The organism is Lactococcus sp. S47 (assembly GCF_016517475.1).
In the GTDB taxonomy this organism is placed as follows: domain Bacteria; phylum Bacillota; class Bacilli; order Lactobacillales; family Streptococcaceae; genus Lactococcus; species Lactococcus lactis.
In genome coordinates this window covers 52,353-69,801 of record NZ_JACVUB010000002.1, presented here as the reverse complement: position 1 = coordinate 69,801, position 17,449 = coordinate 52,353, and the positions used below count along the sequence as shown (strand labels likewise).

At 36.5% G+C, this 17,449-nt stretch carries 13 protein-coding genes and 1 tRNA gene; all 14 read left to right on the top strand.

Annotation, left to right across the window (positions count from 1 at the left end):
- Positions 1 to 211: 211 nt before the first annotated feature.
- Positions 212 to 1,552 (top strand): DEAD/DEAH box helicase, encoded by a 1,341-nt coding sequence (locus tag IAE52_RS02780; RefSeq protein ID WP_017864136.1) that lies wholly within the window; start codon positions 212 to 214, stop codon positions 1,550 to 1,552.
- Between the two features lie 3 nt (positions 1,553 to 1,555).
- Complete coding sequence (locus IAE52_RS02775; RefSeq protein WP_109990655.1) at positions 1,556 to 2,140, top strand: YdcF family protein; 585 nt, start codon at positions 1,556 to 1,558, stop codon at positions 2,138 to 2,140.
- A 155-nt stretch (positions 2,141 to 2,295) separates the two neighbouring features.
- On the top strand, positions 2,296 to 3,042 hold the full coding sequence (locus IAE52_RS02770; protein WP_109990656.1) for a MurR/RpiR family transcriptional regulator: 747 nt from the start codon (positions 2,296 to 2,298) through the stop codon (positions 3,040 to 3,042).
- Between the two features lie 241 nt (positions 3,043 to 3,283).
- Positions 3,284 to 3,610 (top strand): PTS sugar transporter subunit IIB, encoded by a 327-nt coding sequence (locus tag IAE52_RS02765; RefSeq protein WP_003131553.1) that lies wholly within the window; start codon positions 3,284 to 3,286, stop codon positions 3,608 to 3,610.
- Positions 3,611 to 3,694: 84 nt separating this feature from the next.
- Positions 3,695 to 4,045, top strand: a complete 351-nt coding sequence (locus IAE52_RS02760; RefSeq protein ID WP_003131552.1) for a PTS lactose/cellobiose transporter subunit IIA — start codon at positions 3,695 to 3,697, stop codon at positions 4,043 to 4,045.
- Between the two features lie 90 nt (positions 4,046 to 4,135).
- Positions 4,136 to 4,867: a MurR/RpiR family transcriptional regulator gene (locus IAE52_RS02755; protein ID WP_052062155.1), complete on the top strand. Its 732-nt coding sequence runs from the start codon at positions 4,136 to 4,138 to the stop codon at positions 4,865 to 4,867.
- Positions 4,868 to 5,158: 291 nt separating this feature from the next.
- Positions 5,159 to 6,496 carry a PTS sugar transporter subunit IIC gene (locus IAE52_RS02750; protein ID WP_003131550.1) on the top strand — a complete coding sequence of 446 codons (1,338 nt, stop codon included), beginning with the start codon at positions 5,159 to 5,161 and terminating at the stop codon, positions 6,494 to 6,496.
- 81 nt (positions 6,497 to 6,577) lie between these two features.
- Positions 6,578 to 8,014, top strand: coding sequence for a 6-phospho-beta-glucosidase (locus tag IAE52_RS02745; protein WP_003131549.1), 1,437 nt, complete (start codon positions 6,578 to 6,580; stop codon positions 8,012 to 8,014).
- 285 nt (positions 8,015 to 8,299) lie between these two features.
- The gene (locus IAE52_RS02740; protein WP_003131548.1) at positions 8,300 to 8,581 is read left to right on the top strand and encodes a hypothetical protein; all 282 of its coding nucleotides are present in this window, start codon (positions 8,300 to 8,302) and stop codon (positions 8,579 to 8,581) included.
- Positions 8,582 to 8,738: 157 nt separating this feature from the next.
- Positions 8,739 to 8,809 (top strand) — tRNA-Cys (locus IAE52_RS02735).
- A gap of 133 nt (positions 8,810 to 8,942) precedes the next feature.
- Entirely contained in the window at positions 8,943 to 10,907 is a 1,965-nt protein-coding gene (gene ligA / locus IAE52_RS02730; RefSeq protein WP_109990658.1) for an NAD-dependent DNA ligase LigA, read from the top strand.
- Positions 10,908 to 11,060: 153 nt separating this feature from the next.
- Positions 11,061 to 12,089, top strand: a complete 1,029-nt coding sequence (locus IAE52_RS02725) for a diacylglycerol kinase family lipid kinase (protein WP_080735938.1) — start codon at positions 11,061 to 11,063, stop codon at positions 12,087 to 12,089.
- Between the two features lie 216 nt (positions 12,090 to 12,305).
- The gene (locus IAE52_RS02720; RefSeq protein ID WP_003131545.1) at positions 12,306 to 13,442 is read left to right on the top strand and encodes an ABC transporter ATP-binding protein; all 1,137 of its coding nucleotides are present in this window, start codon (positions 12,306 to 12,308) and stop codon (positions 13,440 to 13,442) included.
- Positions 13,443 to 13,749: 307 nt separating this feature from the next.
- Positions 13,750 to 17,421, top strand: coding sequence for a pyruvate:ferredoxin (flavodoxin) oxidoreductase (gene nifJ / locus IAE52_RS02715; RefSeq protein WP_109990659.1), 3,672 nt, complete (start codon positions 13,750 to 13,752; stop codon positions 17,419 to 17,421).
- Positions 17,422 to 17,449 lie beyond the last annotated feature (28 nt).

Genomic DNA, 17,449 nt, shown 5'->3' with positions numbered 1-17,449 from the left:
TTTTTTCTAATTTTAGCGCCATCAGTAAATTTTAAAAATAAAAATGCTGACAGATTTTAAAAATGAGTTTAAATAGTGGCAAGAACTGGTTTCTTAAATGTTTTTTTTCTGATATAATAGAAAAAAGTCCCTTCCATGGATAAATCAGCAAAAACAGAGATTCGTCATTTTTTAAATGAAACGAATAATCCTCAACAAATGAAAGAAAAAAATGAAATTTACAGACTTTAATTTTAAAGATTATATTAACCAAACGTTAGAGAATATCAAATTTGAAAAACCAACTGAAGTACAAGAAAAATTGATTCCAATTGTTCTCTCAGGCCGTGACCTGGTAGGGGAATCAAAAACTGGTTCAGGAAAAACACACACTTTTTTACTCCCAATTTTCCAAAAAATTGATACTGATCTTGATGAAGTGCAAGCAGTCATTACGGCTCCTTCACGTGAATTAGCTACTCAAATTTACAAAGCAGCTCAAGAATTTACAAAAGTTAATGACAAGCTTCGTGTTTCAAACTTTGTTGGTGGGACTGATAAGGCCCGTCAAATCAAAAAATTGGAATCATCACAACCACATGTCGTAATTGGAACACCAGGTCGAATCCATGATTTAATCAATTCTAATGCTTTAATTGTGCATACTGCTAATACTTTTGTTGTTGATGAAGCGGATATGACGCTTGACATGGGATTTTTGGCAGATGTTGACCAAATTGCTTCAAGTTTTGGTAAACGCGTGCAAATGCTCGTTTTCTCAGCAACTATTCCTCAAAAACTTCAACCATTTTTGAAAAAATATTTGCATAATCCTGTCATGCAAAAAATCGCCAATAAGACAGTAATTTCAGATACAATCGAAAATTGGCTTGTTTCTACCAAAGGAAGTTCTCATAATCAACTTTTGCTCCAATTGACAAAAGCAACGAATCCTTACATGGCAATGATTTTTGCCAATACCAAAGGTCGTGTTGATGACATTCATCATTTCTTGACAAGTAACGGGCTTAAAGTTGCAAAAATTCATGGTGATGTACCGCCACGTGAACGTAAACGTATCATGAATTCAATTAAAAATTTGGATTATCAATATGTTGTGGCAACCGATATTGCCGCGCGTGGAATTGATATTGAAGGTGTATCACACATTATCAATGATGAAATTCCAAAAGATTTAACTTTCTTTGTTCACCGAGTGGGTCGTTCTGGCCGTAATGGATTACAAGGAACAGCCATTACCCTCTATAGTCCTTCTGATGATTCAAGTATTCGTGAGATTGAAAAAATGGGTGTTACATTCCAACCAAAAGCTATTAAAGATGGTGAAATTGTTGATTCTTATGACCGTGACCGTCGTGAAAAACGGACGAAAAAACAAGATGAAATTTCAACAAAAACCATTGGTGCCCTTAAAAAAGGTAAAAAACACGTTAAACCAGGTTACAAACGTGCAATTAAATGGCAAATTGAAGAAGATAACAAGAAAAAACGCCGTGCTGAGCGCAATAAAAATGCCCGTAAAACACGTGATTCTCGTAAACAAAGTTTCTAATTAATGAAAAAGGTTTTTAAGATTATAGGCGCTTTTGTTGGTCTAATTCTTTTGATTTCAGTAATTTGTCTTGCTTTGATTTTTAGCAAATCTACTGACAGAACTGCTGAAAACTCCACAGACATTAAAACAATTTTAGTCCTTGGCTCACGAATAAATCAAAATAAAAAACCAGCCAAGATTACTCAAGAGCGGCTAGATGCAGCACTTTTGCTTGCTAAGAATAATCCGCAAGCCAAAATTATTGTGTCTGGAGCAAAAGGAGCTGACGAGCCTGTTAGTGAAGCTTTTAGTATGAAAAATTATCTGATCACTCATCATATTAGGGCTGACAGAATTATTAGTGAAGATAAGGCGGGTGATACCGCGGAAAATATCGCTTATTCTAAAAAATATTTTGACGGAAAAACTGTGATTGTCACTAGCGATTTTCATCTTTACCGAGCCTTGTATCTAACAAAACAAGAAGGTGTAAAAGTAGAAGGCTTTGCTGCAAAGACAAAAGTCAATAATCTTCTTTATTATCCTAATTATTATGGTCATGAAATTCTTGGCTTAATCTATGCTTTCGTTTTTGGAAAAGGCTAAGAAAATTTCAATTATTATAAGGATAAAAGCTGTCAGTAATTTTTACTGACAGTTTTGCTAAAATTTGGCAAATCCTTTCAAACAATGATTCTGTCAGTAAATTTTCAAAAGAATTTGTGGCGGAGCTAAATATTTCCAAATACGGAGAGTAAAAAATGATGTTTCTACCCGAACAAATCAGTAAACTTAACGAGCTTGAAACGCTAGTTTTTGATTTTATCCTTAAATCACCTGAAGAAGTCCAACAAATGACGATTCGTGATTTAGCAAGTCAAGCCCATGTTTCAACTTCGACAATTGTCCGACTATGTACAAAACTTGGTTTTGAAGGTTGGTCTGATTTAAAATTTTACCTCAAAAATCAACTCAAAGAAAAAACACCAGAAGAGCAACATTATGATAATATGCTCGAATTCAACATGTTTTTACGTCGAATGAATACAGATAATTATCAGGCAAAACTCAATAATGCTGCACAAATGATTGCTAAAGCTGATTATACCGTGTTTTTAGGTTTAGGAACATCTGGTTCCTTAAGTGAGTATGCTACTAAATATTTTGTAAATACTGGATTACGAAGCTTCGTTATCTCTGACCCGTTTCAAGCTGTTCAAGTTCAGGGTATGGGAAATGTTGTGGCAGTAATCATGTCTGTGTCAGGTGAAACAGAACAAGTTGTTAATAAAGAATTGGAGTTTAAAGCGGGCGGAGCAAAAATTATTTCGATTACAAATAATGAAGATTGCACCGTTGCTAAACTTGCTGATTACCAACTCTCGTACAATCTTGTTAACGAATGGTCCAAACAGTATCCTTTAGGGAATTTGACCACGCAACTCCCAGTACTAGCTATTTTAGAAATTTTAGCTCATAAATCGATTGATTATCATCTTAAAAAATAATAAATTTGTTCCAAAAAGAGAAACAAATATTTCAAAAAGCTACTATTTGATAGTAGCTTTTTTATTTTATGCCATAAAAGTCTCCTAAAGCTTGCTACAAAGCGAAAAATAAACTAATTAGTAAAATTTTTAAAGCACTTTCAAAAAATAGATAACGCTTGCATTATGAAAATGAAAACGTTATAATTATTTTTATAAAGAACGTTAAATTATAAAACGTTAAGAATAAGGAGAAATAATTATGGCAGATAAAGTTATTGCACTTGCATGTGCAGCCGGTATGTCAACATCACTTTTGGTATCAAAAATGCAAAAAGCAGCAGCAGATAACGGGAAAGATTACGAAATTTTCGCAAAATCAACAGCGGACATTGATAACATGCTTGCCGGAACAGGCTCACCAAAACCTGACGTTCTTCTTTTAGGCCCACAAGTTGCCTTCATGAAAGGTGAAGTTGCTAAAAAAGCTGAAATCGCTGGTGTGCCAATGGACGTTATCAAAATGCAAGATTATGGAATGATGCGCGGAGATAAAGTTCTTGCAGCAGCTGAAAACTTGATGAATTAAGGTTTGAAAATTTCAAACTTGTGAAAGAGCGAAAGCTCTTTTACTATGTAAAAATCTAAGCAAAGAGAAATGGGAAGATAAGAAATGACTGATAAATACGAGAATCCAACAAGTGATGACTACATGGGTGTTGTAATGGGCATTATCATGAGTGGAGGAAATGCCAAAGGTTTAGCCTTCCAAGCCATTCAACAAGCCAAAGCTGGTGAATTTGCCGAAGCTGAAAGTTCATTAAACGAAGCGAGCGAACAACTTCGTGAAGCACATGACGTTCAGACTGACCTTTTGACACGTTTAGCTCAAGGCGAAAAAATTGGTTGGAATCTTTACATGGTTCATGCTCAAGACCACTTAATGAATGCGATTACCTTTAAAGACCTTGCTGTAGAAGTTGTCGGTCAAGAACAACGCCTGCAAGCACTTGAAAACAAATAATATAGCTCCTAGCTTATTAGAAAAGCAAAATTAAAAGTTGCGGAGACGCAACTTTTTTCTAACCAAAAAGTTTAAAGAAGAAAGGAGAGAATGATGAGTTTTTTTGGAAATGTTGACTTTCAAAAATTAACCTACACGGAAAGAACTTGTTATAGTTATTTACGAGATAATGTTGATAAAATTCCTTATATGCGAGTCCGTGATATTGCTCTGGAAGCGCATGTTGGAACTTCTAGCGTCATGCGTCTCATTCATAAAATGGGTTATGATTCATATACAGATTTTAAAGAGTACATTATTGATAAAAAAGAATTGGAAAAAGGAAGCTCAAATATGGCAATTCCCTTTTCACTAGATATTTTCTCTAACGATATTGAACAACGTTTGGATAATCTGGCACATCGAGTCATTGAAAGTGACAATATCATTTTTACAGGAGTAGGTTCCAGCGGTTTAATTTGCGATTATGCAGCCAGAAGATTAGCGGGAGTTGGAATTAATACCTTTTCATTTAGTGATGTGACTTATCCAATTGCTTCAAAATTACAAAATACCACCAACACTTTGGTAATTGCTTTATCCATCTCTGGGGAAACGAATGAAATCATTGAAGTACTGACCAGTCTGCGCTCTAATAAAGATGTCTATATTTCATGTATCACACCAAAATTGAATTCAAGTATTGCTGAACTGAGCGATTTTGTCCTTACTTATCGAATTAATGAACACCGAATCAATACGCATTATGATTTGACGAGTCAATTACCAACAGTTTATTTGACTGAGCGTTTAACAGATTTGGTTTATCAATTATCAAATTAAAAAGCCAAATTGGCTTTTTTATCTGCTCAGCCGTTCCTAATCGTTTGATGGATAAAACAAAAAAAGTTAAATTGAGATAACAAATATAATTTGCAAGGCTAATTTTCGCAACCTTAAAGGAAACTTATATGACATTTTTGGCACATTAGTCTTCACGAGTGGTACAGAACCAAAGTTTTGGAAAAACAAGAAACCGCTTTCTTTCTTTTGCTCTTTAGTGTTATAATGAAAATGTAGAAAAGATGAACGTGAAACCAGTTCATCAAAAAAAGTAAAGGAGACTGTTCAACCATGAACAATTTTATTCAAAACAAAATCATGCCTCCAATGATGAAATTTTTGAATACCCGTGCAGTCACGGCAATCAAAAATGGTATGATTTATCCTATTCCATTTATCATTATTGGTTCAGTATTCTTGATTCTTGGTCAATTGCCATTCCAAGCAGGCCAAGACTTCATGAACAAAATCAAATTGGGCCCACTCTTTTTACAAATTAATAATGCTTCATTTGGTATTATGGCCTTGCTTGCCGTATTCGGTATTGCTTACGCGTGGGTTCGAGATGCAGGTTATGAAGGAGTTCCTGCTGGTTTAACTGGTATTATCGTTCACATCTTGTTGCAACCAGACACAATTCATCAAGTAACATCTGTTACTGACCCAACTAAAGTTTCAACTGCTTATCAAGTAGGGGGAGTAATTGACCGAGCTTGGTTAGGTGGGAAAGGGATGGTTCTTTCAATCATCGTCGGACTCTTAGTCGGTTGGATTTACACTGGCTTTATGCGTCGTAACATCACAATTAAAATGCCAGAACAAGTTCCAGAAAACGTTGCGGCATCATTCACTTCACTTGTTCCTGCAGGAGCAATCATTGCCTTAGCTGGAGTTGTTCACGGAATTACAACAATCGGATTCAACACAACTTTCATTGAATTAGTTTATAAATGGATTCAAACTCCATTACAACACGTAACTGATGGTCCTGTCGGCGTCTTCGTTATTGCCTTTATGCCAGTATTTATCTGGTGGTTCGGTGTTCACGGAGCGACAATCATCGGTGGGATTATGGGACCATTGCTTCAAGCCAACTCTGCTGACAATGCTGCCCTCTATAAAGCAGGACATCTCAGTCTTTCAAATGGAGCCCACATCGTTACACAATCATTCATGGACCAATACTTGACAGTTACTGGTTCTGGTTTGACCATTGGTTTGGTTATCTTCCTCTTAGTGAGTGCAAAATCAGTTCAAGGTAAAACTTTAGGACGTATGGAAATTGGACCTGCAGTGTTCAATATTAATGAACCAATTCTCTTTGGTCTTCCTATTGTCTTAAATCCTATTCTTGCAATTCCATTTATCTTAGCACCATTGATTTCAGGAATCTTGACTTACTTAGTGATTTATCTAGGAATCATTCCACCATTTAACGGAGCTTATGTTCCATGGACAACACCTGCAGTTCTTTCAGGATACCTTGTAGGTGGCTGGCAAGGTATGGTTTGGCAAGTTATTATCCTTGCATTGACATCACTTCTCTACTGGCCATTTGCCAAAGCTTATGACAATATTCTTCTTAAAGAAGAAGCTGAAACAGAAGCTGAAATTAATGCTGCTGAATAATAGCAAATTTTAGATGAGCTCAAGAATTCTTGAGCTTATCTTATTAAAAATGTTAATTCTAAAAATTTAAAAGGAGAAATTATGACTTTAAAAAAAGACTTCCTCTGGGGAGGAGCAGTTGCTGCACATCAACTTGAAGGAGGATGGAATGCCGGCGGAAAGGGAGTTTCTGTTGCTGATGTCATGACAGCAGGGAGCAATGGAGTAGAGAGAAAAATCACAGATGGGGTAATTGAGGGAGAAAATTATCCGAATCATGAGGCTATTGATTTTTATCATCGCTACAAAGAAGATATTGCACTCTTTGATGAATTGGGATTAAATTGTTTTAGAACTTCCATTGCATGGACTCGTATTTTTCCAAATGGAGATGAAGCAGAACCTAATGAAGAAGGATTGCAATTCTATGATGATTTATTTGATGAGTGTTTAAAACATGGGATTGAACCTGTAATTACTCTATCTCACTTTGAACTTCCTTATCACTTAGTGACAGAATATGGTGGCTTTCGTAATCGTAAACTCATTGATTTCTTTGTCCATTTTTCAGAAGTCGTAATGAATCGTTATAAAGATAAAGTTAAATATTGGATGACTTTCAATGAAATCAACAACCAAGCAAACTATTTGCGTGATTTTGCACCATTTACTAACTCTGGTTTAAAATTCCCAGAAGGAGCAAGCGAAAAAGAACGTGAAGAAATGATGTATCAAGCGGCTCATTATGAGTTGGTTGCTTCTGCCAAAGTTGTCGCTCTGGGACATAAAATCAATCCAGATTTCCAAATTGGATGTATGATTGCCATGTGTCCGATTTATCCTGCAACTTGTAAACCAGAAGATATGATGGCTTCAACCGTTGCTATGCAACGTCGCTATTGGTTTGCAGATGTTCATGTTCGCGGACATTACCCAAGCTATTTAAAAGCCTATTTTGACCGTAAGGAATTTAAACTTGATATTCTTGATGATGATTTGAAAGCATTGGAAGAAGGAAAAGTAGATTATATTGGTTTTTCTTACTACATGAGTTTTGCAATTAAAGACCATGGTAAAGCTCCTACTTTTGATTACAATGAAGATAAAGATTTAGTCAAAAATGAATATGTTAAAGCTTCTGAATGGGGCTGGCAAATTGATCCTTTAGGATTACGTTATGCAATGAATTGGTTCTATGAACGTTATGAAAAACCACTCTTCATTGTTGAAAATGGTTTTGGTGCTGTAGATGAAGTTGAAGCTGACGGAAGTATTCACGACCCTTATCGAGTAGATTATTTAAAAGCTCATATAGAAGCAATGAAAAATGCTGTAGATTATGATGGAGTTGACTTAATGGGTTATACTCCGTGGGGCTTTATTGACCTTGTTTCTGCTGGGACAGGTGAGATGAAAAAACGCTATGGCGTCATATATGTAGATAAGGATAACGAAGGAAATGGGACATTAGAACGTTCGAAAAAAGACTCCTTTACTTGGTATCAAAAAGTTATCGCAACAAATGGTGAAGAACTTTAAAAATAAAAGACACGAAAGTGTCTTTTTATTTTTATTGGAATGTAAAGAAAACACTCCAAAAGTGGAAAAAGTAGTATAAAGGGTACGTAACTGTATTTTATTAATTTTTTGGTGAACTTTAAAGCCTAATAAAGTAAAAATATCAGATTATAAGTTATTTTCATGTAAAAAACGTTTCCGATATGAAAAGAACAAGGGTTAAATTTCCAACTAGCTTTTGACAAATTTGTTCATTTTGCTAAAATATCTTTACTGAGTAGTTCATGTGTAACAGAAAGGGGTTTTATGCAAGCAAAATATAGGGGACAGCTTGTAGAAGTCTGGAAAATTTCGCATCGACCAATTCATGAAATATGGGTTAGGCAGGCTTTTGAACAAGAACGGCTTTCTTGGAATGAATGGAATAAAAACGTTTTAAATTTTGAGTCAATTTCAGGAGATTTGGCTTTAGTTGGCGATTTTTTGATTCAAAAAGATGGAAGAAGATTTCATGTTGTCAGCAGAGAAAATGTTCAGCGGGATTTGGTCTTTATGGACACAGAAACAAATTTTAAAATTGGTAATTAAAACAGAAAAGTTGCATAGCTCAAGTCATTTTTTATTGATTTGGAGTTAGCAAATGATTGTTAAAGCCTGTCGGTCGTGACTCAAATGATTTAACTGGAAGTAGAGTGAGCTCATGCTTGCCATAAATTTATTTTTCCGCTATAATAGTTAATGTTGTGGCGGCGTAGTGAAGTGGTAACACATGGCTCTGCAAAAGCTTAATCGTCGGTTCAAATCCGACCGTCGCCTTAATAAAAAAAGATACTTGCTTGGAAAAGCAAGTTTTTTTGTTTTAAATTACATCATTTTTTTAATAGAAATTTGCCTTTTTGATGTGCTTCGGTAATCATACTGACTGGTCTTTTGTGTTAAAATAGGAGCTATGAATATCGAGTCAAAAATTAAAGAGCTTACGGAAAAATTAAATCAGTATGCTTATGAATATTATACTTTAGATGAGCCTTCGGTAGAAGACAGTGAGTACGATCGACTCTATCAAGAATTGGTAAAATTGGAGGCTGAAAATCCACAACTAACTAGAGCGGATTCTCCAACGCACCGAACAGGTGGGGTTATTTTAGACGGATTTGTTAAATTTAGACACCCTTATAATCTCTATAGTTTAGGGGATGTTTTTTCGCGTGAAGAATTAGCAGTTTGGGAAGAACGAGTCCGCAAGGAAATTGCTAATCCAGAGTATATTTGTGAATTAAAAATTGATGGTCTTTCATTGTCTCTTTATTATGAGAATGGTTTGCTTGTGACTGCAGCGACTCGGGGCGATGGGACAACGGGTGAAAATATCACAGAAAATGTGAAACGGATCAAAGATGTTCCTTTAAAGCTTAAAGAAGCAATTGATATTGTGGTACGTGGTGAAGCTTATCTTCCACGTAAGAATTTTGCTAAACTGAACAAAGAGCGTGAACTTGAAGGAGCAGCTCCTTTTGCTAATCCAAGAAATGCGGCAGCTGGGACTTTACGTCAACTTGATACGAAAATAGTTGCCAAACGTGGTCTTGCAACTTTCCTTTATCAAGAAGCAAGTCCAGCAACCAATGACACTCAAGAAGAGGTCTTAGAATATTTTGAAAAACTTGGTTTCCAAGTCAATCCTGAACGTAAATTTGCTCGAAATATGGATGAAATTTGGGAATTTATTGAAGAGGCTACCCGTCTGCGTGACGAACTCCCCTATGATATTGACGGGGTTGTTGTAAAAGTTAATAATCTTGCTGAGCAGGAGGAATTAGGTTTTACGGTTAAGGCACCGCGCTGGGCGATTGCTTACAAATTTCCAGCTGAACAAGCAGAAACAGAAATTTTGTCTGTTGACTGGACTGTCGGTCGGACAGGAGTTGTCACCCCAACAGCAAATATGACCCCGGTTCTTTTAGCACAGACAACGGTTGCTCGAGCAACTTTGCACAATGTGGACTATATTGAAGAAAAAGATATCCGTATTGGCGATCATGTCTTGATTTATAAGGCAGGGGATATTATTCCGAAGGTTGGGAAAGTACTTTTGGATAAACGGCCAGAAGATCTTGAAGGCTTAGAAATTCCAACGAAATGTCCAGAGTGTGGTTCGGAGTTAATTCATTTTGAAGATGAAGTGGCTTTACGCTGTGTTAACCCCTTGTGTCCGGCGCAAATTCGGGAAAAACTAATTCATTTTGCTAGTCGTGATGCTATGAATATTGTGGGCTTAGGTCCGTCAGTCATTTCACAACTTTTTGATAAAAAATTGGTGGCTGATGTTGCTGATTTATATCAATTGACGATTGAAGATTTACTGACATTAGATAAGGTCAAAGAAACATTGGCTCAAAAAATTGTGTCAGCAATTGCGCAGAGTCGTGAAAATTCGGCGGAAAAATTATTATTTGGTTTAGGAATTCGTCATGTTGGTGGTAAAGCGGCTAAATTACTTTTGGAACGTTTTGCTAATCTTCGAGCGCTTTCTAAAGCAACAGAAGAAGAAATTTCTGAAATTCCATCTTTAGGTGGGGTCATTGCTACGGCTGTCGTTTCTTATTTTGAAACTGACGGAGCAAAAATTTTACTAGATGAACTTGAAAATGCTGGTGTAAATTTTGATTATTTAGGGGCTGTTAATGTTGAAGGAATATTATCAGGTAAGACAGTTGTCTTAACTGGTAAATTGACGACTTTGAAGCGCTCAGAAGCAAAAGAAAAATTGGAAGCGTTGGGAGCAAATGTTTCTGGTTCTGTTTCTAAGAAAACTGATTTGGTAGTCGCCGGAGAAGAAGCAGGTAGCAAACTGACAAAAGCTCAAGACTTAGGAATTGAAATCTGGTCAGAGCAAGATTTGCTTGATTTATAAACTAATTTGTATTGAATATTACTGACAGACTTTAGTGAGAGCGTAAATTTACTGACAGAAATTTGAACCTTGGTTCAATTGATGGGGTCACTCTTTTGGGAGTTTGTCAGTAAATTATTTTTTAAGAATGGATGAGAGAAGGTTTCGGAGAAAATGATGAAGGCGAGATTGATTTACAATCCGACATCGGGTCAAGAAATTATAAAAAAACATATTGCAGATATTTTGGATAAATTAGAGCAATATGGTTATGAGGCCAGTGCTTATCAAACCACAGCAGAACAAGATTCTGCAAAAAAAGAGGCGGCAAGAGCAACAGAAGCTGGCTTTGATTTAATCATTGCGGCTGGTGGTGATGGTACTATTAATGAAGTTGTAGCTGGAATTTCTCCTTTTGAGAAACGTCCTCAATTAGCTATTGTTCCAACGGGAACGACAAACGATTTTGCTAGGGCTTTAAAAATTCCAAGAGGAAAACCGCTTGAAGCGATTGAAATTATTGGTAAAAATCAGATTCTAAATATTGATGTCGGTCATGCTGTAATCAGAGAAACACAAGATGAACAGTATTTTATTAATATCGCTGCTGGGGGCGGTTTGACAGAACTTACTTACAGTGTTCCCAGTCATTTAAAAACGGCTTTTGGTTATTTGGCCTATTTAGCAAAGGGTGCAGAACTTTTACCTCGTGTGCGTAAAGCACCGGTTCGTGTTGTTCATGATGAAGGCGTATTTGAGGGTGATATTTCAATGTTCTTTGCCGCACTTACTAATTCAGTTGGTGGCTTTGAAAAGATTGCACCTGATGCTAAATTAGATGATGGACTTTTCACACTGATTTTGGTGAAAACAGATAATCTATTTGAACTTATTGCTTTACTTGCGATTGTAGCTAATGGAAAACATTTGGATGATGTTAATTTGGAATACATTAAAACAAGTAAAATAGAAATCGAAGCCTTAGGCGGTCAAAAAATTCTTCTTAATTTAGATGGAGAATATGGTGGAGATGCTCCAGTTCAATTTGATAATCTCAAAGGTCATTTGGATATGTATGTAAACCTTGATGAAATCAACGATGACCATTACCTTGGAGACGAAGAAACCTTGGCATTAGAAGCAGTTGCGCAAAAATTTGCCGAAGAAGCAAATAAAATTAAAGACGAAGATGAAGAAGGTTAAAAAGTTACTGACAGATCTGTCAGTAACTTTTTCTGTCAGTAAAATACGACGGCTCGGAGCATTTTAGTTGAGGCTAAGAGAATTGTCAACTACATTAATAATTCTGTCAGTAAAATGTGCAACTTGTACAATTAATTTAGGCAAATCACTGATTGAAAACAGAAAACGTTTACAGTAGAATAATATTAAAGAACAAATGTTATTAGAGGAGAAAAAATGACAACACTCAGTTTAGACAAAATCTACAAAAAATATCCCAATGCGACGCAATACGCTGTTGAAGATTTCAACATTGATATCAAAGATAAAGAATTCATTGTATTCGTTGGTCCTTCAGGTTGTGGTAAATCAACAACATTGCGAATGGTCGCTGGTCTTGAAGATATTACCGAAGGCGAATTTAAAATTGACGGTAAAATCATGAATGATGTCGCACCAAAAGATCGTGATATTGCCATGGTTTTCCAAAACTATGCGCTTTATCCACATATGACCGTTTTTGATAACATGGCCTTTGGTTTGAAACTTCGTAAGTTCAAAAAAGATGAAATTAAACGTCGTGTTGAAGAAGCTGGAACAATTCTTGGTCTTTCTGATTTACTTGACCGTAAACCTGCTGACTTATCAGGTGGGCAACGTCAACGGGTAGCAATGGGACGTGCGATTGTTCGTGACGCCAAGGTTTTCCTCATGGATGAACCTTTGTCAAACTTGGATGCTAAACTTCGTGTTTCAATGCGTACAGAAATTGCAAAAATTCATCGTCGAATTGGAGCGACAACAATCTATGTAACCCATGACCAAACTGAAGCGATGACTCTTGCTGACCGTATTGTTATTATGTCATCATCACCAAACTCTGATAAAACAGGGACAGTTGGTCGTGTTGAACAAATCGGAACACCACAAGAGCTTTATAATGAACCTGCTAATAAATTTGTTGCCGGTTTTATCGGTAGTCCTGCGATGAACTTCTTTAATGTCAAAGTTGCTTCTGGAAAATTAACAAATAATGAAGGTTTGAATATGGACCTTCCAGAAGGAAAAGCAAAATTGCTTAAAGAACAAGGGTATGAAGGAAAAGAAGTGATTCTTGGAATTCGTCCAGAAGACATTCAAGCAAGCAATTTGGCACAACAAGCCTATCCAAATCAAACAATTGAAGCTGAAGTTGTCGTTTCTGAACTTCTTGGAGCAGAAACTATGCTTTATCTTAGAGCTGGTTCAACTGAATTTGTTTCTCGTGTTGAAGCGCGTGATTTCCGCAATCCAGGAGAAAAAATTACAGTGGCTTTGAACCTAAACAAATCACATTTCTTTGATGCTCAAACTGAACATCGCATCATTGATTAAAATTTACGCCCTCTTATCTCTAAAGATTCTGTCATTAATTGATAGAATCTTTTTTAGTTTGTAAGTGAAAAAATTACTGATAGGTCTTGTAAATAAAGGCTTTTCAACGATAATGTCAAAGATAATTGACACTAAGCAGCTTCAACTTTTCAGGCTTAAAATGCTAAAATTAACTTAGTCAAAATAATATTATTAGGAAAGCTCTCGTCTTTTTCGATTTAGTACTAAATCACATAAAGAACACCGACACCGCTCTTTATGCCGTAAAAATGTCGAATAAATGCTCTCCTGAGAAGGTTTGAAAAAAATGAAAAAAACAATGGACGGAAACATGGCGGCAGCACATATTGCTTACGCCTTTTCAGAAATTGCCGTAATTTATCCAATTACCCCAAGTTCACCAATGGCAGATTATACTGATGCGTGGTCAGTTGCTGGTCGTAAAAATATCTGGGGCTCAACAGTAAAAATTACAGAACTACAATCAGAAGCCGGTGCAGCAGGTGCCATGCACGGTGTTCTTAAAGCAGGAGGGCTTGCGACAACTTATACCGCTTCGCAAGGGCTCCTTTTAATGCTTCCAAATATGTATAAAATGGCTGGTGAACTTTTGCCAGCAGTTATTCATGTCGCAGCTCGTGCCGTAGCGGCTGGGGCGCTTAATATTTTTGGAGACCAGTCTGATGTGATGTCAGCCAGAACAACTGGGTTTGCCATGTTAGCAGAGTCATCTGTTCAAGAAGTGATGGACTTGTCAGCAGTTGCCCACTTAGCAACACTTGAAGGTTCAGTTCCTTTCTTGAATTTCTTTGACGGTTTTAGAACTTCTCATGAAATTCAAAAAATTGATGTTATTGATTATCAAGATTTATTACCAATGGTTAATCAAGAAAAATTAGCTGATTTTCGTGACCGTGCAATGAACCCTGATCATCCTACAGTTTCAGGGACAAATCAAAATGCAGATATCTATTTCCAACAAAGGGAAACGGTCAATTCTTACTATGAAGCTCTTCCTGAAATCGTTCAAAAGTACATGGGAAAAATCAATAAACTTCGTGGGACAGATTATGATTTAGTCAATTATTATGGCGCACCTGATGCGACAGAAGTCATTGTTTCTATGGGTTCTGTTGCTGGGACAATTGAGCAAACAGTTGATTATTTAAATGGACAAGGCCGAAAAGTTGGTTTTATCAATGTTCACTTATATCGTCCATTTCCATTGGAAAACTTTCTTGAAAAATTACCAAAGACAGTCAAATCAGTAGCGGTCTTAGACCGTACAAAAGAATCGGGTTCAAATGGAGAACCTCTTTTCCTTGACGTTCAATCAGCGCTTTTCAATTCTAATGTTAAACAAGTGATTGGTGGCCGCTATGGCATTGGTGGAAAAGATACTCGTCCAGAACACATCGTCAGTGTTTTTGATGAATTAGTCAAAGCACAACCAAAACGTATGTTTACAATCGGAATTAATGATGATGTTACAAACTTGTCTCTGACAAATTCAAGAGTCCTTGATTTAACACCAGCAGATACATTTCAAGCAAAATTCTGGGGCTTTGGTTCAGATGGAACAGTTGGCGCCAATAAAGCAGCAATCAAAATTATTGGTGACCATACTGATAAATATGTTCAAGCCGCTTTTGAATATGATTCAAAAAAATCAGGTGGATTAACCATTTCACATTTACGTTTTGGTGATTCGCCAATTACTTCTGAATATATGACAGCTACACTTGATTTTGTTGCTTGTCACAACATGACTTATGTACGTAAATATAACTTGACCAAAGGCTTGAAAGCTGGAGGCCTATTTCTATTAAACACAAGTTGGAATCTAGAACAACTTTCAAAAAATCTTCCGAATGAAATGAAGAAATTCATTGCCGAAAATCAAATTCGATTTTATACGATTGATGCCATGAAAATTGCTCATGAAACCGGAATGGAACGCAGAATTAATACGATTATGCAGGTCGCCTTTTTCAAATTGGCTCATGTTATGCCTTTTGATGAAGCCTATGAGATTCTGAAAAAAGATGCTCAAAAATATGCAAAGAAATCACCAACCATTGTTGAACAAAATTTGAATGCAATGGCACTTGCTTTGAACGGCTTGCATGAAGTAAAGATTCCAGAAAGCTGGGCTGAAACTCAAGAAGAAAAAACGAAAGTTCTTACGACAGAAAGTTCTCGTAAAAAATATGTTTTTGAAATTGTAAATAAAACCAATGCCTTTGAAGGTGATGAACTTTCGGTACAAACCTTAGTCGATAACAAAATGACTTTTGGAGATGAACCATTGGGAACGAGTGCTTCTGAAAAAAGGGGAATTGCCTTAGAAATTCCCGAATGGAATGCCCAAGCTTGTATTCAATGTAATGAATGTTCATTTGTTTGTCCACATGCTGCAATCAGACCATTTTTAGTCGACGAAGACGAATGGAATCAAGCGCCAGAAGGTTTCCATGTTATGGATTATAAAGGAGCTGATGGCTTAAAATATCGGATTCAGGTCTCTGTTGAAGACTGTACAGGTTGTGGATTATGTGTTGAAGCCTGTCCTAAAAAGGGTGAAGCTTTAAAAATGATTCCTTATGAGGGACAAGAAAAAGAATCTGTCAATTGGGCTTTTGCGCAAACCCTTAAAACAAAAGAAAATCCAGCTCGTCCAGGTACAATTGCCGCTAGTCAATTTGAAAAACCACTTTTTGAATTTTCAGGAGCATGCTCAGGCTGTGGTGAAACACCATATATTAAATTATTGACACAAATGTTTGGTGACCGAATGATGATTTCCAATGCAACTGGCTGTTCAGCCATTTATGGTGGAACACAAGCAACACCATATACAACAAATGAGTTTGAACAAGGCCCTGCATGGTCAAACTCACTCTTTGAGGATAATGCGGAATACGGATATGGAATGTGGTTAGCTTCTCAAACCAGACGTCAAAAATTAGCAGCCCAAGTCCTTGAAGCCTTGCCAGAAATGTCAGATGATTTGCAAAAATTGGCGAAAGACTGGGTAGAACACTTAGAAGATTCAGAAGGAACACGAGCAAGAGCCGAAAAAATGAAGGGAATGCTTGCTTCTGAACACTTCAACTCAGCTAAGTTGGATGAAATATATAAACAAAAAGATCAATTTGTAAAACCAACCCAATGGATATTTGGTGGGGATGGTTGGGCCTATGATATTGGTTTTGGCGGTTTAGACCATATCGTGGCTTCAGGTGCTGATGTTAATATCTTAGTTATGGACAACGAAGTCTATGCCAATACTGGGGGACAAGTTTCTAAAGCAACTCCAGCTTCAGCAATTGCACAATTTGCTGCTGGCGGTAAATCTAATACGAAAAAAGATTTAGGAGCGATGCTAATGACCTACGGAGATGTTTATGTGGCTCAGATTGCTTCTGGAGCAAACATGATGCAAACAATCCGTGCCTTTGATGAAGCTGAAAAATTTAAAGGTCCATCAGTCATTATTGCTTATACTCCATGTATTTCACATGGTTTATATGGAGGAATACATTTAGCACTTGATGAAGCAAAAGAAGCCGTGAATTCTGGTTATTGGCAACTTTATCGCTATAATCCTCTTCTTGAAGATTTGGGTAAAAATCCGATGATTCTTGATTTCAAAAAACCTGATTTTAGTAAAGTTAGAGATTTCTTATTGACACAATCTCGTTTTGGTAATCTATTAAAAGTTGATGCAGAACATGCAGAAAGTTTGTATGCTAAAGCTGCCAAAGATTCTCGTAAACGATTTATGCGTTATGCTAGAACATCAGGAGATTTAGATAAGTATTTAGAACGTGAAGCAAAAGCACTGGCGAAAAAAAATCCTGAATCAGAGGGGACTATAGAAGCTACTCTGCCAAAAGAACGTAAGAAACGTCCAGTTGATCCTGAGCGTGAAGCAAGACGAGCTGCTCGTAAAGCAGAACGTGAGGCTAAAAAATAATATATTCTTACTAATGAAAAGTTACTGA

Coding starts and splice junctions, on each gene's coding strand:
- IAE52_RS02760 (WP_003131552.1), top strand. CDS start 3,695: ATGACTGATAAATACGAGAATCCAACAAGTGATGACTACATGGGTGTT.
- IAE52_RS02740 (WP_003131548.1), top strand. CDS start 8,300: ATGCAAGCAAAATATAGGGGACAGCTTGTAGAAGTCTGGAAAATTTCG.
- IAE52_RS02770 (WP_109990656.1), top strand. CDS start 2,296: ATGATGTTTCTACCCGAACAAATCAGTAAACTTAACGAGCTTGAAACG.
- IAE52_RS02780 (WP_017864136.1), top strand. CDS start 212: ATGAAATTTACAGACTTTAATTTTAAAGATTATATTAACCAAACGTTA.
- ligA (WP_109990658.1), top strand. CDS start 8,943: ATGAATATCGAGTCAAAAATTAAAGAGCTTACGGAAAAATTAAATCAG.
- nifJ (WP_109990659.1), top strand. CDS start 13,750: ATGAAAAAAACAATGGACGGAAACATGGCGGCAGCACATATTGCTTAC.
- IAE52_RS02775 (WP_109990655.1), top strand. CDS start 1,556: ATGAAAAAGGTTTTTAAGATTATAGGCGCTTTTGTTGGTCTAATTCTT.
- IAE52_RS02720 (WP_003131545.1), top strand. CDS start 12,306: ATGACAACACTCAGTTTAGACAAAATCTACAAAAAATATCCCAATGCG.
- IAE52_RS02725 (WP_080735938.1), top strand. CDS start 11,061: ATGATGAAGGCGAGATTGATTTACAATCCGACATCGGGTCAAGAAATT.
- IAE52_RS02750 (WP_003131550.1), top strand. CDS start 5,159: ATGAACAATTTTATTCAAAACAAAATCATGCCTCCAATGATGAAATTT.
- IAE52_RS02745 (WP_003131549.1), top strand. CDS start 6,578: ATGACTTTAAAAAAAGACTTCCTCTGGGGAGGAGCAGTTGCTGCACAT.
- IAE52_RS02765 (WP_003131553.1), top strand. CDS start 3,284: ATGGCAGATAAAGTTATTGCACTTGCATGTGCAGCCGGTATGTCAACA.
- IAE52_RS02755 (WP_052062155.1), top strand. CDS start 4,136: ATGATGAGTTTTTTTGGAAATGTTGACTTTCAAAAATTAACCTACACG.